At 48.3% G+C, this 21,866-nt stretch carries 24 protein-coding genes; 6 read left to right on the top strand and 18 right to left on the bottom strand.

Annotated features, from left to right (window positions below; genetic code table 11):
* Positions 1-174: 174 nt before the first annotated feature.
* The 9 genes from bshC to AN963_RS21955 form a co-directional block, all read right to left on the bottom strand.
* A complete protein-coding gene (gene bshC / locus AN963_RS21995) occupies positions 175-1,797 on the bottom strand; it encodes a bacillithiol biosynthesis cysteine-adding enzyme BshC (protein WP_055746698.1) in 1,623 nt (540 codons plus the stop codon).
* Positions 1,798-1,911: 114 nt separating this feature from the next.
* Positions 1,912-2,469, bottom strand: a complete 558-nt coding sequence (locus AN963_RS21990) for a helix-turn-helix domain-containing protein (protein ID WP_055746697.1) — start codon at positions 2,467-2,469, stop codon at positions 1,912-1,914.
* A 52-nt stretch (positions 2,470-2,521) separates the two neighbouring features.
* Complete coding sequence (locus AN963_RS21985) at positions 2,522-2,920, bottom strand: DUF3397 domain-containing protein (protein ID WP_055746696.1); 399 nt, start codon at positions 2,918-2,920, stop codon at positions 2,522-2,524.
* Positions 2,917-3,882 (bottom strand): ketopantoate reductase family protein, encoded by a 966-nt coding sequence (locus tag AN963_RS21980; protein ID WP_055746695.1) that lies wholly within the window; start codon positions 3,880-3,882, stop codon positions 2,917-2,919. Before AN963_RS21980 ends, AN963_RS21985 begins: the two co-directional genes overlap by 4 nt.
* 172 nt (positions 3,883-4,054) lie before the next feature.
* Positions 4,055-5,593: an acyl-CoA carboxylase subunit beta gene (locus AN963_RS21975; RefSeq protein WP_055746694.1), complete on the bottom strand. Its 1,539-nt coding sequence runs from the start codon at positions 5,591-5,593 to the stop codon at positions 4,055-4,057.
* Positions 5,594-5,607: 14 nt separating this feature from the next.
* Positions 5,608-6,381: an enoyl-CoA hydratase-related protein gene (locus AN963_RS21970; RefSeq protein ID WP_055746693.1), complete on the bottom strand. Its 774-nt coding sequence runs from the start codon at positions 6,379-6,381 to the stop codon at positions 5,608-5,610.
* A 24-nt stretch (positions 6,382-6,405) separates the two neighbouring features.
* Positions 6,406-7,305 carry a hydroxymethylglutaryl-CoA lyase gene (locus AN963_RS21965; RefSeq protein WP_055746692.1) on the bottom strand — a complete coding sequence of 300 codons (900 nt, stop codon included), beginning with the start codon at positions 7,303-7,305 and terminating at the stop codon, positions 6,406-6,408.
* 52 nt (positions 7,306-7,357) lie between these two features.
* Positions 7,358-7,570, bottom strand: a complete 213-nt coding sequence (locus AN963_RS21960) for a biotin/lipoyl-containing protein (RefSeq protein WP_055746691.1) — start codon at positions 7,568-7,570, stop codon at positions 7,358-7,360.
* Between the two features lie 15 nt (positions 7,571-7,585).
* Positions 7,586-8,932: an acetyl-CoA carboxylase biotin carboxylase subunit gene (locus AN963_RS21955; RefSeq protein WP_055746690.1), complete on the bottom strand. Its 1,347-nt coding sequence runs from the start codon at positions 8,930-8,932 to the stop codon at positions 7,586-7,588.
* 274 nt (positions 8,933-9,206) lie between these two features.
* On the opposite strand from AN963_RS21955, the gene AN963_RS21950 reads away from it, so the two are divergent.
* Positions 9,207-9,674 carry an N-acetyltransferase gene (locus AN963_RS21950; protein WP_055746689.1) on the top strand — a complete coding sequence of 156 codons (468 nt, stop codon included), beginning with the start codon at positions 9,207-9,209 and terminating at the stop codon, positions 9,672-9,674.
* A gap of 167 nt (positions 9,675-9,841) precedes the next feature.
* Here AN963_RS21950 and AN963_RS21945 read toward each other — a convergent pair whose 3' ends face one another.
* From AN963_RS21945 to AN963_RS21935, 3 genes are all read right to left on the bottom strand, one after another.
* Positions 9,842-10,480: an RsfA family transcriptional regulator gene (locus AN963_RS21945; RefSeq protein ID WP_055746688.1), complete on the bottom strand. Its 639-nt coding sequence runs from the start codon at positions 10,478-10,480 to the stop codon at positions 9,842-9,844.
* 150 nt (positions 10,481-10,630) lie between these two features.
* Positions 10,631-11,389, bottom strand: coding sequence for an enoyl-CoA hydratase/isomerase family protein (locus AN963_RS21940; protein ID WP_055746687.1), 759 nt, complete (start codon positions 11,387-11,389; stop codon positions 10,631-10,633).
* 125 nt (positions 11,390-11,514) lie between these two features.
* Entirely contained in the window at positions 11,515-11,892 is a 378-nt protein-coding gene (locus tag AN963_RS21935; protein ID WP_055746686.1) for a Spx/MgsR family RNA polymerase-binding regulatory protein, read from the bottom strand.
* 280 nt (positions 11,893-12,172) lie between these two features.
* Between AN963_RS21935 and AN963_RS21930 the strand changes: the two genes are divergently transcribed.
* Together AN963_RS21930 and AN963_RS21925 are read left to right on the top strand one after the other, a co-directional pair.
* Positions 12,173-12,871 (top strand): helix-turn-helix transcriptional regulator, encoded by a 699-nt coding sequence (locus AN963_RS21930; protein ID WP_055746685.1) that lies wholly within the window; start codon positions 12,173-12,175, stop codon positions 12,869-12,871.
* A gap of 232 nt (positions 12,872-13,103) precedes the next feature.
* Complete coding sequence (locus AN963_RS21925; RefSeq protein WP_055746684.1) at positions 13,104-13,370, top strand: DUF2626 family protein; 267 nt, start codon at positions 13,104-13,106, stop codon at positions 13,368-13,370.
* A 54-nt stretch (positions 13,371-13,424) separates the two neighbouring features.
* Here the strand turns inward: AN963_RS21925 and AN963_RS21920 are convergent, their stop codons facing one another.
* Positions 13,425-14,561, bottom strand: coding sequence for a class I SAM-dependent methyltransferase (locus AN963_RS21920; RefSeq protein WP_055746683.1), 1,137 nt, complete (start codon positions 14,559-14,561; stop codon positions 13,425-13,427).
* 128 nt (positions 14,562-14,689) lie between these two features.
* On the opposite strand from AN963_RS21920, the gene AN963_RS21915 reads away from it, so the two are divergent.
* Positions 14,690-15,763 carry a coiled-coil domain-containing protein gene (locus AN963_RS21915; RefSeq protein ID WP_055746682.1) on the top strand — a complete coding sequence of 358 codons (1,074 nt, stop codon included), beginning with the start codon at positions 14,690-14,692 and terminating at the stop codon, positions 15,761-15,763.
* An 11-nt stretch (positions 15,764-15,774) separates the two neighbouring features.
* On the opposite strand, the gene AN963_RS21910 is transcribed toward AN963_RS21915, so the two are convergent.
* Together AN963_RS21910 and AN963_RS21905 are read right to left on the bottom strand one after the other, a co-directional pair.
* The gene (locus AN963_RS21910) at positions 15,775-17,064 is read right to left on the bottom strand and encodes a CapA family protein (RefSeq protein ID WP_055746681.1); all 1,290 of its coding nucleotides are present in this window, start codon (positions 17,062-17,064) and stop codon (positions 15,775-15,777) included.
* A gap of 93 nt (positions 17,065-17,157) precedes the next feature.
* Positions 17,158-17,805, bottom strand: coding sequence for an MBL fold metallo-hydrolase (locus AN963_RS21905; protein ID WP_055746680.1), 648 nt, complete (start codon positions 17,803-17,805; stop codon positions 17,158-17,160).
* Between the two features lie 60 nt (positions 17,806-17,865).
* Here AN963_RS21905 and AN963_RS21900 point away from each other — a divergent pair, with 60 nt between their 5' ends.
* Entirely contained in the window at positions 17,866-18,360 is a 495-nt protein-coding gene (locus AN963_RS21900; RefSeq protein WP_055746679.1) for a hypothetical protein, read from the top strand.
* Between the two features lie 117 nt (positions 18,361-18,477).
* On the opposite strand, the gene AN963_RS21895 is transcribed toward AN963_RS21900, so the two are convergent.
* Positions 18,478-18,999, bottom strand: a complete 522-nt coding sequence (locus AN963_RS21895; RefSeq protein ID WP_055746678.1) for a hypothetical protein — start codon at positions 18,997-18,999, stop codon at positions 18,478-18,480.
* 72 nt (positions 19,000-19,071) lie between these two features.
* A complete protein-coding gene (locus AN963_RS21890) occupies positions 19,072-19,518 on the bottom strand; it encodes a hypothetical protein (protein WP_055746677.1) in 447 nt (148 codons plus the stop codon).
* A 137-nt stretch (positions 19,519-19,655) separates the two neighbouring features.
* Here AN963_RS21890 and AN963_RS21885 point away from each other — a divergent pair, with 137 nt between their 5' ends.
* Entirely contained in the window at positions 19,656-20,132 is a 477-nt protein-coding gene (locus AN963_RS21885) for a DinB family protein (RefSeq protein ID WP_055746676.1), read from the top strand.
* Positions 20,133-20,457: 325 nt separating this feature from the next.
* Here the strand turns inward: AN963_RS21885 and AN963_RS21880 are convergent, their stop codons facing one another.
* On the bottom strand, positions 20,458-21,792 hold the full coding sequence (locus tag AN963_RS21880) for a PhoH family protein (RefSeq protein ID WP_055746675.1): 1,335 nt from the start codon (positions 21,790-21,792) through the stop codon (positions 20,458-20,460).
* Positions 21,793-21,866: the final 74 nt, after the last annotated feature.

Genomic DNA, 21,866 nt, shown 5'->3' with positions numbered 1-21,866 from the left:
TCTACAGAAGCACTTACCTTACTGGTATGACGCAAATTTTGTCGGAAATGTTTCGTCAAATCCAGGTGAAATGATTACCAGCAGTCCTGCTATTTCGGGGATAACACGCAAAAAAGCCAAACGATCGTTCACAACCCGACCATTTGGCTTTCGACATAGATTTCGCTTTTCCTGTCAAACGTAAAAGATTTGATGAGTACCATCATGGGTAAAAGGTGCTTCCACAAGACGATCCACAAGGCCCAAGCCATACTTGTTGGCAAAAGGCAGGAAGGACAGTTTTCTTTCCTGCAAGCCACCCTCTGGCAATAAAAAGGCCTCGATTCGCTGTAAACGCGTGTATGCCACATCGTCCTGTTGCTGCAATGATCGCACGAGTCGATCCTCGAGAAAAGCTACCTGGGCAAGCAATATCTCAGCATTTTTCTCCGCGAGATTACGCAAACCTCCGTCCAGACGAACTACTTCTTCGACCAGAGGAAGATAAGTCGATTGAATGGACTCACGCGCCTTGGTAAATTGCTCGTGTAGCGGATGTGGCTCCTGCTGCAGCGTCCACTCCTCTTTCCACTGCCCAAAGCGAGTCAAGACGTCTTCCACAGAAAGGCCAAACCCTTCTAGCAGCCTCTGCTTTGCCCCTTCCATCAAGGTGATGGACATACGAGTCAGCACGATCGGCATTCGCATGTCAAATAACTCAAAGATTTCCCGGTAGTACGCCCAATAGGCGACTTCACCAGGTCCCCCGATAAACGCAAGGGACGGGAAGAGATGCTCCTGCATCAATCCGCGTGTCACTACATTGGCACTGAAGCGCTCTGGATGCTCAGCTGCGAGCTTCAACAAATCCTCACGACTGTAGGACGCTCTCCGGTTCACGAAGCGGTCTCCGTGTCTCTCCAACAGCAGTCGGTCTGTTCCTTCGTACAAAAAGAGGTTGGCCTGATGCTCCTCTACTTGAAGCTGTAGCGGATAGTCTGCCGTGGCGATTCGATCTGCTGCCTTCAGTAATAGATCAGCGACTTGCTCATTTTTCTCAATTACTTGTTGGAAGACCGGACTTTCCAGCTCCCTTACAAATGGCAGAGAAGATTCCACCAAAATGAGTCCGTGCTTGCCAAATAACTGTGCCATCAGTCGAGCGAACCACTCCGCAACGTTCTCCGATGCAGCCGCTGTCGTTTCTACTAGCTCACGAATGGACGCCGTTTCTTCCGTCTCAATCTGCCCGTTGAAAAATTGAGCGAGAAACTGCTCACATGCCTCCTCATCCAAGGGGAGACTGCTGGCAGATACGCGTCCTTTTTTATTGAGGTTCATCCGTTCCTTGTGCAGACGGGTCTCTCTGTCAGCCAACCAATAGACGTGGTCGATCTCATCGATGTCATGGTCTTCCCCGGCAATCCAGAAGACAGGTACGACCGTTTGGTCAAGCTCCTGTGATAGCTTTTTTGCCGTTTGGATCAAATGAATGGCTTTATGGATCGTATACAGAGGACCGGTCAAAACTCCTGCCTGCTGGCCGCCGATCACGACGTACGTATCCGGACGTCTGAGCAACTCGATTTGACTCAGCGCCTCCTGTTTGTTTCCGATTTTCTTATTGTAGGTATATAAGCCTTCCGCCAACTGTTCCCGGTGGGGTATGGTACGACTGCGAAGCCACTCCAAACGTTCCTTGTACGCTTGCATCTCATGAGGATTGTAAGCAAAAAACTGTAGCGCGGAGTCATTCCCTTGTTGGTATTCTTGTGCCAGCCGATTAGCCAACGGAAGTGTCAGACATTCAACATTCATGCACGCTCACCTTTCTTAGGGCCATGGTCACTGCAAATTATACCACGCTACCCTCTTACAAAAAACAAGACAACCCACATTTATGGGTTGTCAAAGTGTAAGGACGAGAAATACCTAAAATTGCGGGGGGGTAACGGTCCAGATAAGGACAGCTTCTTCCTCCCCGGTGTTTTCGACCGAGTGATTCTTGCTGCTGTCAAAAGAAATGCTATCACCCAACTCCAGCAAGTGCTCTTCATCGTTAAAACGAGCAGTCACACTTCCAGCGATAACGGTAAAGCATTCTTCCCCTTCGGACTGAACAAACTTGTCCACCACCATTTCACCTGGCCCCAGACGTACCTCCAACATGCCAAGCTTTGCGCTTCCACCCATCGAGAGCAACGAATACGTGCCTGTCGATTCAGGAAAGACCAATTGACGACGTTTTTGCAAGCGAGTCACATGCACCTGTTTCTGATCAATGTCTTCAAAAAAATGAATGATGGGTGACTCCAGAGCTTTGGTAATTTTCCACAGGGAGTCCAGAGACGGCTGTGAAATACCTCGCTCGACTTGGCTGAGTAGCCCTTTGCTCAACCCTGTTTTACTAGCCATAATCTCCAGGGTAAAGCCTCGCTCTTTCCGAATCATTCGAATCTTGTGTCCGATGGTCTCGATGGGAAGTCGCATAGTTCCAACCTTCTTTCTTATCGGAATAAATACGATATGTATCAACAGCGCTCTATACGACACCCATCGTCTTGACTATACCGGTCGTAAATAGCACTATGTAGACAATTCCAAACCAGAGAAACGACAATCTCCATGCAGAAAATCCAACCTTTTTCAGGGAAAGCTTTCCTTTGAACTTTACTTGTACCCATCCGAGTAAAGCGATCGTTACAAGGAAGAAGCAAACCACCCACCACCACGCTGATAAAGCCTGTGGCCAGATGACACCGTAAGCGGCAACGACAGAACGAATCAACAAAAAATTCGTGATATTCACCGCCCAGCGGCCTGCCAACCGTTTGTCCCGCTTCCATCCATACACAATCAGAAAAGCAAGCGGAAAACCAAGAAATGGCACAACCGTCAGCGTACCCCAAAAATAGGACCAGACATTCGCCAACATGGTCATTTACTGTCGCCCCCCTCCTTCCCTATTCCCATGTCTGTTTTGAGAAGAATCAAGCGGAGCAACACCTCATGCATAGGAGTGGGAATCCCGGCTGCTTTTCCTCTTTTGACGAGGTAGCCGTTGATTGCTTCCACTTCCGTCCGCTTTTGCCGCCTCACATCTTGCAACATGGAGGAAAGATTTCGGGAAGTATTTCGGCATATGTTGACAATTTCCTGCCAATCCGACTCCTTCATTTCTTGTCCATTCACAGACGCAACTGCAGAAGCTTCTAAATAGAGCTCACGCATAAGCTGCAACGTTTGCGGATTCTCGAGGAGCGCACCATTGGGGATGTCAAACAGCGCCGTTAAAGGATTGATCAGAGCGTTGGCCATGAGTTTGCGCCAAGCATAAGGCTTGATTGATTCTTCGAGCCGAGCGTTCACGCCGGACCCCACCAGGACAGCCACGAATGACTGAATGAGAGGATCCATCTCGATTCCACTCTCCCAAGGACCAATCCGTAATAAGCCACTACCGGTATGCATCACTTCTGTAGCCGACAATCTTCTTGCGCCCTCTGTATTGATCGCAAAAAAGCATTGTCGTTCCGGCAGAATTTGCGCCAGTAGCTCCTGATGTCCCATACCGTTTTGCAGAGCGACAATACGTGCGCTCGCAGGCAGCTTTTGAAGCATAGGCAATAACTCAGGCAAATCAGTCTGTTTGACGCTCAGCAAGTACACATCAGCATGAGGTAACCCATATTCAATCGACTGAGCAAAAATCGATACGACTGACTTTTCTCCATCAAGTCGCTGATAGCTCAGCCCATTTTGCATCAGCTGATTTGATTGGAGTGAACTACGCGTAACAACCGTAACCGCCTGTCCACTTCGAGCGAGTCTAGCCGCATACAGCAACCCGACAGAGCCGCCGCCAACCACAACGATTTGCAAAGTGTCCTTTTCTACTTGCATTTGTTCACCTACATTAATCAATACTTATTTTAAAGAATAACAGAGTTTAGGAGATTGTTCAATTGATTGGGGCAAAAAAGATCGGAATTGTCGAAAAATTTTTTGGCAATGTCCGCTCGTTGAACAAAAAAAACTGCCTCCCACTGAGGGGGAGGTCAGTCCATGTGTGCAATCAGACAGGGTATACGGGATGCTTCCGGTCCGAAAATTGTTGTCGCTTCCCTTTATACACATCGTACCGCTGGATCAGCTCCTGACGCAGATCGCTTGGTGGAATAATGGCATCCACGATCAGGTTGGACGCCAGCAGATAGAGATCGATGTCTTCCTGGTATTCCTTACGCTTTGCCATGATAAAATCCTGGCGTTCCTGCGGGTCTTCAATCGCTTGAATTTTGTTGCTATACACTGCATTGACTGCAGCTTCTGGACCCATCACAGCGATTTGCGCTCCAGGCAGTGCCAAGCAAGCATCCGGTTCAAATGCTGAGCTCGCCATCGCGTAGAGGCCAGCTCCATACGCTTTGCGGACGATCACAGATATTTTGGGAACGGTAGCCTCTGCCATCGCTGATATCATTTTCGCACCGTGGCGGATGATTCCTGCTCTCTCTACCGCTGTACCAATCATAAAGCCTGGTACGTCGGCCAGGAATAAGAGCGGAATCTGATAAGCGTCGCACAAGGTAATGAATCGAGCCGCTTTGTCTGCAGAGTCTACGAACAGTACCCCACCTTTTACGCGTGGTTGGTTGGCAATAATCCCTACTGGTTTGCCGTCCAATCGCGCCAATCCGGTGATCAATTCCTGCGCAAAAAGCTTTTTGATTTCGTAAAAAGAGCCTTCGTCCACCAATGAGGTAATCAGATCGTGCATATTGAATGCAGCATTCTGATTTTCCGGTACAAGAGTAGATATGTCTTTGGCATTTGCGATCGGAGCCTTGGCTTCCACAACAGGCGGTTCACCCGTGTAGTTCGCCGGGAAGAAGCTAAGGTAACGACGAGCAGACTGGATCGCTTCCTCTTCATTGGCAGCGAGCACATCTCCGCATCCACTCACAGAGCAATGCATGCGTGCGCCACCCAATTCCTCCAGGGACACCTTTTCCCCGATTACCATTTCCGCCATGCGCGGCGAGCCCAAATACATGCTTGCGTTTTTTTCTACCATGATGACGATATCGCAAAACGCTGGAATGTATGCACCACCTGCTGCAGATGGACCAAAGAGAATGCAGATCTGTGGGATTTTTCCGGATAGCTTGACTTGGTTGTAAAAGATTCGTCCCGCGCCGCGACGCCCAGGGAACATCTCCAGCTGATCGGTAATGCGAGCCCCCGCTGAATCGACCAGGTACAATAGCGGCACGCGCATTTTTTCTGCGGTTTCTTGGATGCGAATGATCTTTTCTACCGTACGCGAACCCCAGGAGCCTGCTTTTACCGTCGAATCGTTCGCCATCACGCAAACCGTCTGCCCCTGTATTTTCCCGATTGCTGTCACGACGCCGTCAGCTGGCAAATCGCCTGCCATCACGTTGGCGAACAAGCCATCCTCGACCATGAATTCGCCGTCGAACAGCTGCTTGAGTCGATCCCGGACGAACAGCTTATTCTGCTCCTTCAATTTCTCATGGTATTTGGCGTCGCCCCCTATTTCCACCTGGGCGATTTTTTCACGCAGCGTTTCTTCCATATGTTTACTCATAGCCGTCCCCCTTGTCACTCTCCGCGATATACTGGTTTTCGTTTTTGTTGAAAAGCTTCCAGACCTTCCAAGCGGTCTTTCGTGGGAATCAACAGCTGATAGGCGTTGCTCTCTAGCTGTAAGCCAGAAGCTAGATCTACCTCAAGCCCGCAATCAATCGCGAATTTGGCCTGAGCCAGCGCGATTGGTGCATTGGCTGCGATCTCCCCCGCAAGCGCGAACGCAGTTGACATCAGCTGCTCGGCAGGAACGACTCGATTGACCAGCCCAATCGCCAAAGCTTCAGCAGGATGAACGCGGCGGGCGCTGAAAATCAGTTCCTTGGCGATCCCTTTTCCCACCAAGCGTGGAAGTCGCTGCGTCCCTCCTGCCCCTGGAATGATCCCCAGGGATGTCTCCGTCAAGCCCATCTGAGCTGTTTCGCTCATGATGCGCAAGTCGCAAGCCAGCGCGAGCTCGGTGCCCCCACCCAATGCCAAGCCATTGATAGCAGCAATGACCGGCTTCGGCAGTTTTTCCAGCTCGGTAAAAGCCTCTCGGATCGTACGGATATAGACCTCGACTTGTTGCTGAGGCATCGACCTCCGTTCTTTGAGATCCGCTCCTGAGCAAAAAGCCTTGTCACCCGAGCCTGTCACAATCACGGCGCGAATATCTCGATCGAGCGCGATGTCCGCAACCAAGCTTCGCAGAGTCACGAGCGTCTCCAGATTGAGGCAATTGAAAACCTCGGGTCGCTCTAGCGTAAGGACCCCAATCAGTCCTTCTTTCCGTAATGTAACGGTCATGATCCATCCTCCTGCAGTGATTGATTATTCAACGCACGTAGCAGCAAGGTGAGCCTTCAGCACCTTGGAGGACAGCTCTCGTCCCAGCTCCTGCTGAATAAAGGCGCCCGCCTCAAGTAGCCGCTCGAGATCCACTCCAGTTTCGTAGTCCATCCCGTTTAGCATGTATACCAGATCTTCTGTAGAGATATTACCTGCTGCACCTGGTGCGTACGGACAACCACCGAGACCGCCAATCGAGCTGTCAAACGTCCGCAGTCCTACGTCCAGGGCAGCTGCGACATTCGCCAAGCCCGTTCCTCGTGTGTCGTGAAAATGCCCGGCCAAGCGCTCGGTCGTAACGTCTTTCACAATCTCCTCGATCACTTCCCGTACCTGCTTTGGTGTAGCCACCCCGATCGTATCCCCTAGCGATACTTCAAAGACACCCATGTCGAGTAGCTCATTCGTCACCCGACGACTGTTGTCAATGGGAACTGCTCCCTCGTACGGGCACCCGAATACGGTCGAGACATACCCTCGCACACGCATTCCCAGAGTAAGTGCCTCACGTGCCACTTCTCGGAGGATCGGGAACGTGTCTTCCATGGTCTTATTAATATTTTTCAAATTGTGCGTCTCAGATGCTGACATGAAGAGTGCAATCTCAGTCAACCCGCTGGCACGTGCTCGTTCCAACCCGCGCACATTAGGTACGAGAGCACTAAAGGTAACATCACTGCTCCATGTGATGCCTTGCAGAACTTCTGTGGCATCTGCCAACTGAGGAATCCACTTTGGATTGACGAACGAACTCGCCTCAACCCGTTTTAATCCCGAAGCTACAAGTCGATCAATCAACTGGATTTTTGCCGCTGTCGAGACCATTTCCTTTTCATTTTGCAGTCCGTCTCGTGGGCCAACCTCTACAATTTGTACCTTCAACCTGTACGCCCCCTTCACCTAGCGGCCGCTCAGTTTAGAATCATTATAAAAGTTACTCCACTACGACGAGAACATCTCCATCGTTTACAAAATCTCCGATATTAGCCTTGATTTCTATTACTTTGCCGACAACCTCTGATTGAATGGGCACTTCCATTTTCATCGATTCCAGGACGAGTATATCTTGTCCTTCGCTCACTTCATCACCCAGTTGTACGAGTACGTTGATTACGGTACCTGCCATATTCGCTGCTATTTGTTTCATTTCGTATCGCTCCCTTTAGTTGTTCGATTTCGCGGCTCGTTCCTGTACAAACCAGGTCGTATAAACCCCTTCACAGAATCGTTCGTCCGACAGTACTTCCAGTAAAAACGGAATGTTTGTTTTAATTCCGGTAATCTGAAAGTTCTGCATGGCCTCACGCGCACGTTCCACCGCTTCTTCCCTCGTCGTGCCCGAGATGATCACTTTTGCAATCATAGGATCGTAAAACGGCGTCACCTGCGTACCGTTTTGGACACCGTCATCAATTCGGACATGTTCCATTGCTGGCGGCTGATAGAGGGTGATTGTCCCTGGAGACGGAAGGAAGGTCACAGGATCTTCGGCGTACACACGCAATTCAATAGCATGTCGCAGTACTTTCACATCTTCCTGCCCGATCGCCAGTGATTCGCCATTCGCTATCGCTAATTGCATGGAGACTAGATCCAACCCGGTCATTTCTTCCGTAACCGGATGTTCCACCTGCAGACGAGTGTTCATTTCTAAAAAGTAAAAGTTCTTGGAATCGTCTACGATGAATTCCACAGTCCCTACACCTGTGTATCCTACAGCCTGGGCAGCCTGGACAGCTGATTGGCAAAGCAGCTCTCTTGTAGCAGGATCTAAAAATGGAGAAGGGCTTTCCTCCAGCACTTTTTGATGACGACGCTGGATCGAGCATTCTCTTTCTAACAAGTGCAACACATTTCCGTGCTGATCACCTGCGATTTGCACTTCGATGTGGTGTGGACGCTCCACATATTTTTCCACGTACATCGCATCATTTCCAAAGTAGGCTTTTGCACGACCACGCAAGGATTGATATGCCTGTCGCAGACTTTCTTCGTCTCGACATATTTGCATTCCGATTCCTCCGCCACCAGCGCTAGCCTTTAGCATAACTGGATACCCGATGGTTGCTGCTACCTGCGCTGCTTCGTCTACCGTCTCCACAGGGTCTTCGCACCCCGGAACGACCGGTACACCTGCTTTTTGCATGATTTTACGGGCGGTCAGCTTGTCACCCATCTGTCCGATTACTTCTGGGCTCGGTCCGATAAAGACGATCCCTTCGTCTTGTACCCGACGGGCAAAGGCCTCGTTTTCCGAGAGCAAGCCGTAGCCTGGGTGGATTGCATCTGCTCCTGTGCTTTTCGCTGCACCGATGATCGCTTCCACATTTAAATAGCTGTGGGGTACTGGAGGTGGGCCTATATGAACGGCTTCATCTGCTTCTCTGACGAACGGCAGATCACGATCGGCATCCGAATAAACAGCAACCGTCGCTACACCTTCCGACTTGCACGTGCGGATAATACGCCTGGCTATTTCACCGCGGTTCGCAATTAATACCTTACGCATGGCAACGCTCCCCTCTTTCACCAATCCGAATCCACTTGAAAGCGTTTCCAACAAGGATTCCGAATTGTTTATGTGACGCTACCTTCTATTTTGCCATGAGAGTGGACATATATCTAGAACGAAATCTTAAAAATTTCCAAGGAAGCGAATTCATTTCCTGATAATCCCTTACTCAGTCAAAGAAAAATTCTTCGGTTTGCGATCATTTGGTGTATAATAGAGAGAAAGGCCATTGTGGCTGAAGGTAAAGAGCTGTGAGAGGAGTGGCTGACCAATGTTTGAAGTAAAACGTTTACAAATCAATTATAAGACACTGGAAGAATTCCAGCAGTTTCGCGAATTTGGCCTGGAGGAACTTTCGATGAAGGAAGACCTGGAGGCGAACATCGTGGAAAACGATTCGGAGTCTCCCTTCTATGGCATTTACGACAACGACCTTTTGGTAGCACGCATGAGCCTCTACAAAATCGACGGGAAATACGACCGCTATTTCCAACCTGCACAGGATTACTACGAGCTGTGGAAGCTCGAAGTCCTGCCAGATTACCGCGACAAAAATTACGGTACAGCTCTGGTTAACCATGCGAAAAGCTTTGGAGCACCAATCAAAACAAATTCCCGCTGCCGAGCTGATCAATTCTGGTTGAAAATGAATTTTACACCAGTAAAGTACAATCCTATGCGTGACCGTGGGGAAAATCCTTACGTATGGTTGCCTGAAAACGTTGATCTGCAAGACTAGCTCTACTTCATATGAAAAACAAAAAGAAGCGGTTACCTGCCGCTTCTTTTTTATACAGATAAGAACTTGTAAGTTTCTTATCCAGTATACGAGACTTGTACCCTTTGGGTACTAAGGCTCCGCCAAAGGCTTGGAGGAGCCAAGTTTTCTAATGTCTGTTTATTGCTTTACTTTTCTACTCGTTCCAGATTGCCATTCTCATCCATTTTGAAAATGGCCTTGTTCGAGTCTTCTTCTTGTAAAAAGGCAAGCTTGCGAGCACGCTCCATGATCTGTACAAGCGCACGGTAATCCTCATTTACTCCACTCACCTGATCGAGCTCTTTCCGTGCCCGTTCGTTGGCTTCTGTCAATTCTTTTATTTCTAATTCTTTTCCTTCTAATTCTCGTTCCAGCTGCTTGACACGACGAGACAACTCTTTCTGGTTCACCAACATGCGAATAACGGATTCGATTTGTTGCTCTTCGTCTTCATCGTGTTTGATTTGCTCAACTGGACTTGGCGTTTGTCGTTTTGGAGGGGCGATGACATTATCCACCTCTGCTACAACTGGCGGCGCTGTGATTCTTCCCATTTTCTTTAACTGCTGTCTTTGGCTTTTCGCAATGGAGATGGCGGCATCGTATCTTTTGCGGACGCAGCTATTCCAACGGAAGCCGCAAGCAGCAGCTGTCCTTCCCAACCTTTGACCCACTTCTTCAAATGCGGCTAATTGGGTGCCGCCTTCGCGAATGTGGCGCAAGGTGACTTCCGCCAACACCAGATCGTCATCTTCGGTCCATGCGTCTTGTCTGGAAGCTACCATATGAGTCCCTCCCGTTACCTTTAAAAAGGATGATGTGTAGTTCATCCTATGCTTTTCCCTACTCTTGTAGAATCGCTTTCTACTAGAAAAAGTATGTCCAAGCAAATAAATGTTTAAACGGAAGAAACACTCCCTATCGACGCCTACCTCTTAGCGCTTGCTCAAAAACTTTTGAACGACGGCTACATGCGCGTCGCTCCCCCATATTCCTGCGCATTGATCAACTTCACGCCGAATTCTTTCTGCTTGGCTGACCCCTTCTCGCTTCCACTGCAAGATACGCATGTACGCTTCGATGCCAACCAGTGGCTGGGCAGCAATCTTTCGAGCAAATCGCTCCACTTCTTCTTGTAGCTGGTCCGCTGGATATACTTCTTCCACGAAACCGTACGCCTTTGCTTCGTGAGCACTCATCCTCTCGCCTGTCAGCAACAGCGCAAGGGCCTTGGATTCTGGTAGCTTGTCCAATAATCGACTGCCGCCACCCCATCCTGTCGTAATGTGCATCCCGATTTGCACAAATCCGAAGAGCGCACGATCACTGGCGAATCGGAAATGACACGCGCCCGCAAATTCGCATCCCCCACCAACAGCTGCTCCATTAATCATCGCGATGACTGGCTTTGGAAAATGGTCGATGTCAGACAGCAGTCCCGCAACTTTATTCAACAGCGGATATGCCTGCTCATGTCCACGAGCTGCGATGAACTGATTCAAATCCCCTCCGGAAGCAAAGCTTTTTCCCGTACCGGTGATGATCAATACTTTGACGTGCTCATCTGTCTGACACTCTTGGAGTACGCCAGTCAGCTCGTCCACCAATTCCATACTGATCGCATTATGTACCTCTGGCCGATGTAACGTAATGGTCGCCACACCATCCCGTTTGACGATTTGTATCGTTTCCATTTTCGGTTCCCATCCTTTTCTGACCTTCCATTGCTTCTATTTTACCGCCTTCATGCACAAAATCCTACGGCGAAACAAAAAAAGGGGCGGCAAAATGCCTCCCCTTTCTTATGTGTAGATTGAGTTTACGACAGCAAATTTTTCATTGCAGAAGAGTTAAAGCCCACAATCAAATTTTCACCATCGGTCAAAATCGGACGTTTCAACAACTGAGGTTCTTCACTCAACATTTCCAAAAGCTCACTCACAGACATATCATTAATGTCCACATCGAGGTTTTTGAAACGTTGACTTCTGGTCGACAGAATCTCATCCAGCCCATTAGATGTCATTTTGATAATATCGAGTAGCTCTTCAGCTGTTGGTGGATTTTTAAACAAGTGACGCTCTTCGTAGTTGACACCATTCTCTGCCAGCCAAGCCTTGGCTTTGCGACAGGATGTGCAGCTCGGATACGTGAAAAACGTTAATTTATTTGTAAGTGTACGCTCAGCAACTGCCATCGGTTACCCCTCCATCTCATCTATGCGTTTTCTTGCCTTTATTACAGTTTTTGCCACTACCGTACCAATTAATGGATACGATCGCTTGCAAAAAGTAAGCTAATAAAAAAACCTTCCTTACTTCGGATTATAAATGCGTTATTAACACTATGTCAATAGTAGTTAATCTAAAAACTAGGCGAAAAACGAGTGTATGTGCGACTCTTGCACACTATAACCTTAACAATCCGCCTAAAATCGGATACACTTATGGTGATTTGCTTATGAAGGGGGTAACAGCATGGATTGCGATGCTCAAAGGTTAACCAGTGCTTTAGCTGACCCCACCCGTTTTTCCATATACCAATATGTCGCTTACAGCAAAGACCCGATTACTGTTCAGGACGTAGCCGACCAATTTTCCATTCATCCTAACGTGGCGCGGTTGCACTTAACGAAGTTGGAGGACGTCCATTTACTCTCTGCCGTGTCGGACAAAAGCGGTAAAGGAGGACGTCCCAGCCGATTGTACTCGCTGTCCGACCAAGTGGTAAGCCTGCAATTCCCGCCTCGTGACTATCAGTTACTGGCTGACATTGCTATCGAAACCTTGCTCTCACTCGGTGAAGCAGGTGAAGCTGCACTCGTCAAAATGGGATATCGCATTGGCACAGAGATGGCAAAACGGGCGGTAGCTAAAAGTGGCTTAAAACTTGCAACTGCTACTATGGAAGAAAAACTTGGCCACATACAGCGATTGGTTGTGGCGCAAGGCTTAAAACCGGATATTGAAACAATCGCAAATGGGGCTCTTCGTTTTCGTGTAAACAATTGCACGTTTTCGGATACCGCCAAGAAATTTCCCAGCTCCATATGCCAGATGCACAACGCACTTTTGATGGGGATATTTGAAACGTACTTGGGGAACATTGAATTACGTGAGGATGAATCCATGATTGATGGATGTAAATCGTGTAATTATACAGTGATACAATATTGATTAGAAAAACTAGGCTTATCGCCAACAATAGCTAAAGCCTTAGTTTTCCTTACACTTCCATCCTTTATCGTGTCAGCAAACCTAAACTTTTTGAAAGTAAAAATGACACCCTGTATTTTCCTATCTGCCAAAAAACCGTCATACCTTCCCGTTTACACGCCTTCGCCCGTCCTATATAATGGGGAAGGAATCTTGTAAATCTTACCGATCTATGCAAAAAGGGGGGACACAGATGGATCGTATGTATCGCGTTCTTGGTTTTTGGACTATCGTAATTGCGCTGATGTCTTTCTGGGGTGGTTTGTACCCAATGGCGCTCATTTTCTTCGGTCTGACCGCATTCTTCGTAGCGCTGAGCTACATGGCTTTGACAGAAAGAGTGTACCTGAACATCTTCTTTGGCTTTATGTTCTTGTCTTTCGTAGGATTCACGTACTACACTTTCTTCATCATGCCAGTAGGCGGCGGAGAACATGCAATGCTGCAAATGATGCTGTAATGAAAAAAGATGCTCATCTACGAGCATCTTTTTTATATTTACCATTCAATTACCTTACAACCGAAAAGAAGAATCAAGACAACGAAGATCACTGAGTTTGTCGATCCCTTTTGTCTGTATCATGACCCTGAATCGCCCACCGAGACCTGCTGGATCCATCAGCTGCTGGATGGCTCGATTTCGTTTCATTGCCACACTGGTAAAGGGGTCTCGATCCATGTGAGCCACTGCCTTTTGCAATAGGCCACTACGCATCAGGAACTTGTCCTGCCGCATGTAGGCTACCACACTCAGTCCCACTTGTTCCCCAAACTCCCTCCACGCTGTAAAGTTGACGTGTGCAGTTATATCTTCCTCCCCTGGATGCGCGAATGGATCGTCATGTGCTTGATGTCGGTAGTAGCACATCAGTGTTCCGTTTTTACGGCTGGGATGGTACAGCTCCTCTTCCAAGTCTCCGTAGTCAATCGTCAAGACGTAGCCTCTTTTTAAAAGCTGAGAAACGTCTGTTGCCGCCCGTTCCAATCCCATGTTCACTTCCAAGCGCATTCCGCTCGGTACTTTCCAATTACGCATGGACAGATAATCTGAAAGCTCCGGTGTAACTGCTCCCTTCTCCTCTCGAAAACCAGCCTCTCCTGCCGTCACCCACACCTCTTGCCAACCTGACGCTGTTCTTTCCACCAGATCGACAGGAAAAGCGTCCAGCCATTCATTTGACAAGATGACTCCTTCGATTTGCTCATGTCGAGCAGCTTCCTCTAAGGAGGCATACCATACCTTTTTGACATTATGGGAGTGAATCGCGTCTTGCTGGAGTTTTCGATGATACGGACTCGATTCGATGAGCATCACGGTCATGGATTGGTACAGCTCAGGTGCATCCTCCTGCAAACGGTCTAGCATGTTTTTGCAAAGAGTGCCTGTCCCCCCTCCGATTTCCACCAGAACGGGAGCCTCTATCTCCCCTGCCCGCCACATCTCCTCCACCACGTCCGCTAGCGTTTCTCCGAACACGGGATGTACGGAAGCACTCGTGAAAAAGTCTCCCGCTTTTCCTACTTTGGTCTTGTCTGACATGTAGTACCCGTAGTCGGGATGGTACAACGCTAGCTCCATATACCTCGAAAAGGGAATTGCCTTTTCCGATCGATTGTCTATTTCCTCGCAAATCACTGTGTATAGATTCATTGGGCTCTTCTCCTGCTATCCAAATTCATCCGTATAAGGCTATAATACGAAAAGAAGTCATACAATGTGGAGAGAAAAGGTGCGACAGCTGGTACACCGCTTCCCATCACGAAACAAAAGGTGAAATCATGCGCAAATTCCTGCTCATCCTGTTCCTTCTTGTATGTCCGCTGACGGTATTCGCCGAGGAAGAGAAGCCCGTTTCTTTGGAGCAGCTGATCTTGCAGCAGCATTTTACTCAAAAAGAATTGGAACGTACTCTCACCCTGATCAAGGCAGAGGAAACACGGACACAAGGGGATATCGCTCAACTCGAGCTTGATCTGAAACGTCAAAAGCTGGTCATCGAAGCCATGCATCGTCATGCAGGAGAAGTGGCGAGAGCATACTATACCGGAGAGCGAGCCAATCTTCTGACACTGCTGCTAAATGCAGAAAATTTTAATGAGTTCCTCTTAATGTTTGATTTTATTCAGATCTTGTACGATCGAGATATGCAGCGTTTAGAATCCTATCAAACGGAACGGACCAAACTGGTAGCCATGCAACAAGACGAACATAATCGCCTCGTCCAGCTAAAAGATTTGCGCAAGAAGTACGAAGCGCAGTTAGCTGAAATGCTTGCCATTCAAGAGGAAAAAGAGAAAAACGTACAAAAGCTGGACGACCCCACTACCGTCGAAGCTCTCATGGACCATCTCATTGCGGATTGGCAAAAACGAGGGCTGCCTGCATTCCAGACGTTTTTCGGTTTGCTTGCTGATGTAATGGTGCAAGTTCCTGAGCTGGCTACGCCCGATCGCATTCAGTCGGACGGTCTTTTTTCTCACACACTGACGATCAAGCAGGACGAATTTAATCAGTTTCTCATGAACAAAGACGAATTGTTCAAGCAGTCTCATTTTTCCTTTGAAGACAATAAACTGATTGTCGAAGGTACTTACGATCACATGCAGCTACGACTCGTCGGCACATACGAACTCGTATCCCCCGTCCAACTCAAGTTTCACATTGCTGAGCTGTATTTCGACGGGTTCGCTTTACCGCAATCAACGGTAGAGGAAATGGAGAAAATGTACGATCTCGGCTTCTATCCCGAACTCATTTCCCCAAACATTCAGGTAGAAGGCATCACGATGCAAAACAAGGAACTCAAGCTTCATCTGCGATTAAATATGCCATTCGGGTTTGGAAAGAAATAAGGCCAGCTCTTTCAGCTGGCTTTTTTCGTGGAAACAACCGTGTTTACATGAACAGGCATTTCATTTTCCAGACGCTTCATGTAGGCAATCGCGTCTTTGGTAAGAGTCGGATACTTTTCGCCCTTTTGTAGCTTGGCCAAGGTTTGAGGAACCGGATAAATCACATAATTTCGTTTGCCTGATTTGCGAAAGAAGTGTACGTAGGTAGGAATCATCTCTGCACTCTCGATACTGGCCACACCTGACTCCCCTTTATGCAGCGTCAGCTTGAGGATTGCCCCGACGTCTTTGTAATCCCATCGTTGCGCTGAAATGAAATTCCCCAACGAGTAGGTAATCAAGCCTTTATGCTCTCTTCCATCCTCCATAGTGACTGTTTTCCATTCATACGGCTGGACCACGTGAGGGTGAGCCCCCAGAATCAGGTCTGCTCCGAACTGAATGCACTGCTCTGCTGTCTTCTTTTGCGCTTCGTTTGGCAGTCGCTGGTATTCCACACCGAAGTGCAAGGCTACCGCTACCAGATCTGCCCCCTTTTCACGCGCACGGGCGACGTCCTTTTTGATTAACTCCGGATCAATCAGATTGATCATGTACGGTTTGCCTTCAGGAATAGGGATCCCGTTCGTGCCGTACGTATACGACAGCAACGCGAGCGTAAATCCGTCCTTTCTCAGTAGAAGTGGCTCATCACGCTCTTCTGGACTGGTAAAAGTCCCTGTATGCAGCAATCCTGCCTCGTCGAGATGTTTGATCGTTTGCAAGATACCTGTCTCTTTCCGATCCAGAGAATGATTGTTCGCTGTGGAGACGGCTGTAAAACCGACATCCTTTAGCGTATGACCGAGCTCTGCTGGAGAATTGAACATGGGATATCCCGAGTAACCGGTAGCACTGCCACTCATCGTCGTCTCTAAATTGCCGATCACCCAATCAGCCTCTTGGAACAGAGGCACTACATTCGTAAAGAACGGGTGAAAATCATACTTCTTCGTTGCTGAATTCCACGCCGCATCCAACTGCTCTTGGTGCATCATAATATCCCCAACCGCCATGAGTGAGAGGCGCTGCTCTGGAAAGCGCGACGTCGTTTGTTCAGGGACAGGGGATTCCTCATTGGTTTTCGCTTCCGATGTCTGCTCTGGCTTTTCTTCAGTAGGCGTGGCAGGAATGGGCGGGGACGCCGTATCGGCAGGAGCGGTGGAGGGGTTTTCTTGATTGGCGGCAGGCGGGACACACCCCGTGATACTCATGCAGCCAATGGCAAGGATCACGACCCAACGACACCATTTTTCTTTCATGATTCCTTCTCCTTTTTCCTTGTGACCCTTCCCAATTCGCCGCCTTTACCTAAAATCCTCCAAATATCGGGTCAGAAACCCGTCAAAATCATCCTACCGTAACAACCCCGTCACGAATGGGTTATAGGTCTTCTCCGAGTCAATCGTCGTTTTCGGGCCATGTCCTGGGTAGACAATCGTATCATCTTCGAGTTCGAACAATTTATCTTGAATACTAATCATCAGCGTCTCATAGTCACCGCCGGGTAAATCTGTACGTCCGATGCTCTGAGCGAACAGAACATCCCCGCCAAAGCAGTGTCTGCCAATCACAAACGAACAGCTACCTGGTGAATGTCCTGGGGTATGCAGTACCTGAATCGAAAATCCTGCGATCTCCAGTGTTTGTCCATCCGCCAGTTCGTACTCGGCCCGTTCACATACAATGGGTTGGGGGAGATTCCAACGACTGGAACCGTTCAGATCCGGATTAGCCAGCCATTCTTGTTCGAGTGGATGTATGTACACAGGTGCCTTGGTCAATGCCCGTACATCGTTCAATCCACCAATATGGTCCAGGTGTGCATGTGTCAAAAGAATGGCTACCACCTTTTTGTTTTGAATCGCCTGTAGCAGGACTTCTGGTTGCATGCCTGGATCAATGACAATCGTTTCGCCTGTGGCAGTATTCGTCAACACATAGGCATTGGTTTGAAAACCTCCAAGTGGAAACGATTGAATGGAGAGTTGTTGGTCGCTCATAGGAACCTCCTTGATTTTTTGGTACGATGGTACAGAACGCAAAGATGCGAGGTGAAAGATATGCGCCATATGTACGGCGTAGAAATTCAAGTGCCCGATGGCAAATTGCCAGGCTTCTATGCTCAAGTCATACATAAAATTGGAGATCATGTCAATGTCTTTGACCGTGACAAACTGCTTTTCATTGTAGAGGGCGAGGAGGAACGTGACAAGCTCAAAGCAGTGCTGACCAAGCCGAATATGCTTGGCGATGTGTTTACACTCCTGCTGCTTCCCGCTACCACTCAGATCGAGGCACTCGATGACGTAGGGTTCATCAGTCAAAACAGTCATCATTATTTGTACGCAGACCGTGTCGCATTGTTCACTTTTTCAGATTCTACAGGAAATGAAAAGGATCGCTGGGCAGCCCAGGAACAGCTGCGTGAACATTTGCTCGGTCTCATCCCTGAAGCTTCACCTGTTTTCATTATCGACAGCGCACTTACAGACCTCGCAGAAGGCATCGCACGTGCCTACCAGCTTTCGTTACAGTGGATTTATCGCAGCGAATAACATTACTCCACTTTAGAAATTTCACTCTTATTGCTTCATCGAGATTAATCTTTACGAAAATACAAAAAAGGAAGTGCGTTCACCCATCGAACTCACTTCCTTTTTTGTTTTTATGCTTTACATACTGTCAAAACGCATCCAGGCTACTTTATTGTCTACAATGCCAAAGCTCGCCTTAGAGTGGCTGCCTTGGTATGTAATCTCTTTGTCCCCTGTTCCTTCACCGTACAGCTTCTTCAGTTGTTCTGCCGAGTCGTACATAGACAACCCTCGCATTGTTTTAAACTTCTGGGCATCTTCCTGTGCGACTCCACCCAACATGATGGATTGCAGCTTCCCAGCCTTGACTTTGAGAATGAGCTGTGTCCGGTCAAGAAGTAGCATTCCCATAACCGCTTCACCCGCACCGGCGGACATCTGATCCACGGTGTAAGACTGCCTGGAGACCATGTCCATGAAATCTGCCTTGGTTGGCCCAAGGATGTCGATCGCTTCCTTGATGTTTTGTCCTACATAAACGCCGTTGATGCCGTACTCTTTTTTATTCTCAGCATCAAAACCATTCGAAGAGCAAGCCTGCAGCACGATGACCGTCAGCAAAAAAATAGCAACAATTCGGAAATATCTTGTGTGATTCATGGCGCCCACCTTTTCCAGCCGGTTTGTACATCGCTATCTTACCGTACCCGCTGGCAAGGAGCAAGCAGCAGCCTATTCCCGAGGTCCTGTCACTTTTCTGCGCGGGCGGTTCGGAGGCTGGTTGTTGTTAACCGTTTGCTTGAACCCTTCTACGATTTTTAGTACGGAAGCAAAAAACGGAGAGCCAAAGACGGCAACAATCCCCCATAGCCATGTCCCCAGCTCCCAGGAGTGCTCTACGTAAACAACTTCCGCCCCTGTGAGGATGAGCGCGGGGTCCAAGCCCATCACTCCAAAAATAACCCCTGCGGCAACTACTGAAATCAGCAGGTTAAAAAAACGTTTGTAATGATTGAGTCTAGCCGCTTGGTTATGATCCTCCCAGCAATCTTCCTTCGGTTCATAGTCAGTGGACAGAAACGGTATCACGGATTTGCACGCCTCTGTCACGCCCGCTGCTGCACTGGAAACCGCTGTGACATAAATAAGAAAAGCAATAGATGAATCCAAATTGACCATACGATTCCCCCCTTTACCTATTTGTATGGAGGAATGCGGACAACTTGCAAAATAAACATCACTGAGACCGTTTTCCTTTGCCCATTTTTAAGGTAACATGGACTCATACCACCGTTTTCCAGAAAGGGGTCATTTCTATGTCAAACAGTTCTTACATCTTGGATTCGTACGACCTGGTACGCAGCCTCACACTTGGCGCATTGAACAGCACATCTGAAGAGGTAGCAGACATCATCCCCGCAGGTTTAAACAATAACATCCGTTGGAATCTGGGTCACATTCTGGTCACGCAGGACTTCTTTATGTACGGCCCAAGCTGTCCTCACTTGCCAGCAAACTACCTAGCCCTGTTTGCTGCGGGAACCAATCCTGCAAACTGGGAAGGGGACGTTCCTTCGCTGGCCACGCTCGCTGCACAATTGGAAGAGCAAAAAGCTCGCATCAAAGAAACGTTTGGTGATCGTTTTGACGAAAAACTCCCTCAGCCGTTCCAACTCGGAAAAAAAGGGACCATGAACACCTTTGGCGAACTGTTCGCTTTTTCTTTGTTCCATGAAGGCATGCATATGAATGCATTTGCTACATTGAACAAAACCATCTCTGCTGCAAAGTAATGCCATAAATAAAGAGAAAGGCCCGGGTTCTGCACCGGGCTTTTTCTTATGCAACGTGAAAACCGCTTCCAAGAAGGAAGCGGTCGTTGTCGAGCCCAATTTGCTTATGGGGTTTTACCGATTATTCTCTTTGGCACTTCAACCTCCATGATAGAGTTTGCTTTACCTAAAGAATCTGGGTTCCACCAATCCGACTTTCGCCGACTGCTTGATCATGATTATCCACGGATCTTCGCCTCCTGCAAGGCTTTGCGCCGTCTTACCATGAATCATCGGGCTCGACAAACATTATTATGTTCCGCTACTCCCCACGATATACACTGCTTTATAAAATATCTGCCGCAAGCTGCGCGAGCACACTTCGCTCCCCTTTTTCCAATTTGATATGCCCCGCTAGCTTTTGATCCTTGAACAGCTCCACTACATACGTCAAACCGTTATTGCTCTCGTCCAAATAGGGATGGTCAATTTGCTCCGGATCACCCATGAGTACGATTTTTGATCCGTCCCCGACGCGGGTCAAGATCGTTTTTACTTCGTGCTTGGTGAGATTCTGTGCTTCATCGATGATGATAAATTGACCGGGAATGGAACGTCCACGAATATACGTCAAGGCCTCCACCTGCAAGCTCCCCATGCCGGCCAATATTTTGTCCAAATCTCCAGGCCGTTTTGTGTTGAACAAATATTCCAGATTATCGTAAATCGGCTGCATCCACGGCCTCAGCTTTTCTTCCTTTTCGCCGGGCAAATAGCCGATGTCTTTTCCTAATGGAACAATAGGTCTCGCCACCAATAACTTTTTGTATTTCTGTTGATCTTCAATTTGTAAAAGTCCTGCTGCAAGTGCCAGCAGGGTTTTTCCCGTTCCGGCTTTGCCAGTCATGGTGACCAGCGGGATATCGTCGCGAAGCAATAATTCTGTCGCCATCCGTTGCTGAACGTTCCGAGCCCGTATCCCCCACATCGGGTCATCATCCGATATGAGCATCTCTAATGTTTTTCCATCGGGATCTACCTTTCCGATCGCAGATATCGACGGATTGATCTCATCTTTTAACACCAGAAACTGATGAGGGTAAAATCGGTACTTAGGAAAACAGGAGGCCAAGTGCAGCTTCCGAGTCGCGTAGTACGACTTGATGATTTCAGAGGCGACCATCATTTTTTGATAGCCCGTGTATATGCTGGAGTATTCACCAACCACGCGATCTGAAAGAAAGTCTTCGGCTGTCAGATTCAGCGCATCTGCTTTCACACGCATCAGGGCATCTTTACTGACCAGAATGACTGGTCGAGGCTGCTGTGACAAATTTTCTTCTTCTTGCAAGTTGAGGGCGACAGCCAAAATTCGGTTGTCATTTGTCATTTCCGTAAATTGCTTCTGCAATTGATGCAGCGAAGAATGATTCAGCTCCACCCGGAACAAACCACCCGTTTCCAACGTGATTCCGGTATGCAAATGCCCCAGCTCTCGGAAGCTGTCAAATAGTCGCGATACGTACCGAGCATTGCGACCAATTTCATCCATGTACCGCTTTTTGGAATCAATTTCTTCCAACACCACTGCGGGTATGACAATTTCGTTGTCGGCGAAGGAAAACATCGCCCGTGGATCTTGCAGGAGTACGTTGGTGTCCAGTACGTAGATTTTCTTCAAAATCTCGCCTCCTATTACCCTTCTTATATACCCTATGCATTTTTTGGAAGGATGCTCTGGTGCGGCGACGTGAT

Source organism: Brevibacillus choshinensis, assembly GCF_001420695.1.
Classification (GTDB): domain Bacteria; phylum Bacillota; class Bacilli; order Brevibacillales; family Brevibacillaceae; genus Brevibacillus; species Brevibacillus choshinensis.
Note: the sequence above shows the minus strand (reverse complement) of the source record. Positions and strands in the feature narration are given on the sequence as shown.

Bases quoted from the DNA above. Each gene is read 5' to 3' on its own strand.
- bshC (WP_055746698.1), bottom strand. From the start codon at position 1,797: ATGAATGTTGAATGTCTGACACTTCCGTTGGCTAATCGGCTGGCACAA.
- AN963_RS21990 (WP_055746697.1), bottom strand. From the start codon at position 2,469: ATGCGACTTCCCATCGAGACCATCGGACACAAGATTCGAATGATTCGG.
- AN963_RS21985 (WP_055746696.1), bottom strand. From the start codon at position 2,920: ATGACCATGTTGGCGAATGTCTGGTCCTATTTTTGGGGTACGCTGACG.
- AN963_RS21980 (WP_055746695.1), bottom strand. From the start codon at position 3,882: ATGCAAGTAGAAAAGGACACTTTGCAAATCGTTGTGGTTGGCGGCGGC.
- AN963_RS21975 (WP_055746694.1), bottom strand. From the start codon at position 5,593: ATGAGTAAACATATGGAAGAAACGCTGCGTGAAAAAATCGCCCAGGTG.
- AN963_RS21970 (WP_055746693.1), bottom strand. From the start codon at position 6,381: ATGACCGTTACATTACGGAAAGAAGGACTGATTGGGGTCCTTACGCTA.
- AN963_RS21960 (WP_055746691.1), bottom strand. From the start codon at position 7,570: ATGAAACAAATAGCAGCGAATATGGCAGGTACCGTAATCAACGTACTC.
- AN963_RS21955 (WP_055746690.1), bottom strand. From the start codon at position 8,932: ATGCGTAAGGTATTAATTGCGAACCGCGGTGAAATAGCCAGGCGTATT.
- AN963_RS21950 (WP_055746689.1), top strand. From the start codon at position 9,207: ATGTTTGAAGTAAAACGTTTACAAATCAATTATAAGACACTGGAAGAA.
- AN963_RS21945 (WP_055746688.1), bottom strand. From the start codon at position 10,480: ATGGTAGCTTCCAGACAAGACGCATGGACCGAAGATGACGATCTGGTG.
- AN963_RS21940 (WP_055746687.1), bottom strand. From the start codon at position 11,389: ATGGAAACGATACAAATCGTCAAACGGGATGGTGTGGCGACCATTACG.
- AN963_RS21935 (WP_055746686.1), bottom strand. From the start codon at position 11,892: ATGGCAGTTGCTGAGCGTACACTTACAAATAAATTAACGTTTTTCACG.
- AN963_RS21930 (WP_055746685.1), top strand. From the start codon at position 12,173: ATGGATTGCGATGCTCAAAGGTTAACCAGTGCTTTAGCTGACCCCACC.
- AN963_RS21925 (WP_055746684.1), top strand. From the start codon at position 13,104: ATGGATCGTATGTATCGCGTTCTTGGTTTTTGGACTATCGTAATTGCG.
- AN963_RS21920 (WP_055746683.1), bottom strand. From the start codon at position 14,561: ATGAATCTATACACAGTGATTTGCGAGGAAATAGACAATCGATCGGAA.
- AN963_RS21915 (WP_055746682.1), top strand. From the start codon at position 14,690: ATGCGCAAATTCCTGCTCATCCTGTTCCTTCTTGTATGTCCGCTGACG.
- AN963_RS21910 (WP_055746681.1), bottom strand. From the start codon at position 17,064: ATGAAAGAAAAATGGTGTCGTTGGGTCGTGATCCTTGCCATTGGCTGC.
- AN963_RS21905 (WP_055746680.1), bottom strand. From the start codon at position 17,805: ATGAGCGACCAACAACTCTCCATTCAATCGTTTCCACTTGGAGGTTTT.
- AN963_RS21900 (WP_055746679.1), top strand. From the start codon at position 17,866: ATGCGCCATATGTACGGCGTAGAAATTCAAGTGCCCGATGGCAAATTG.
- AN963_RS21895 (WP_055746678.1), bottom strand. From the start codon at position 18,999: ATGAATCACACAAGATATTTCCGAATTGTTGCTATTTTTTTGCTGACG.
- AN963_RS21890 (WP_055746677.1), bottom strand. From the start codon at position 19,518: ATGGTCAATTTGGATTCATCTATTGCTTTTCTTATTTATGTCACAGCG.
- AN963_RS21885 (WP_055746676.1), top strand. From the start codon at position 19,656: ATGTCAAACAGTTCTTACATCTTGGATTCGTACGACCTGGTACGCAGC.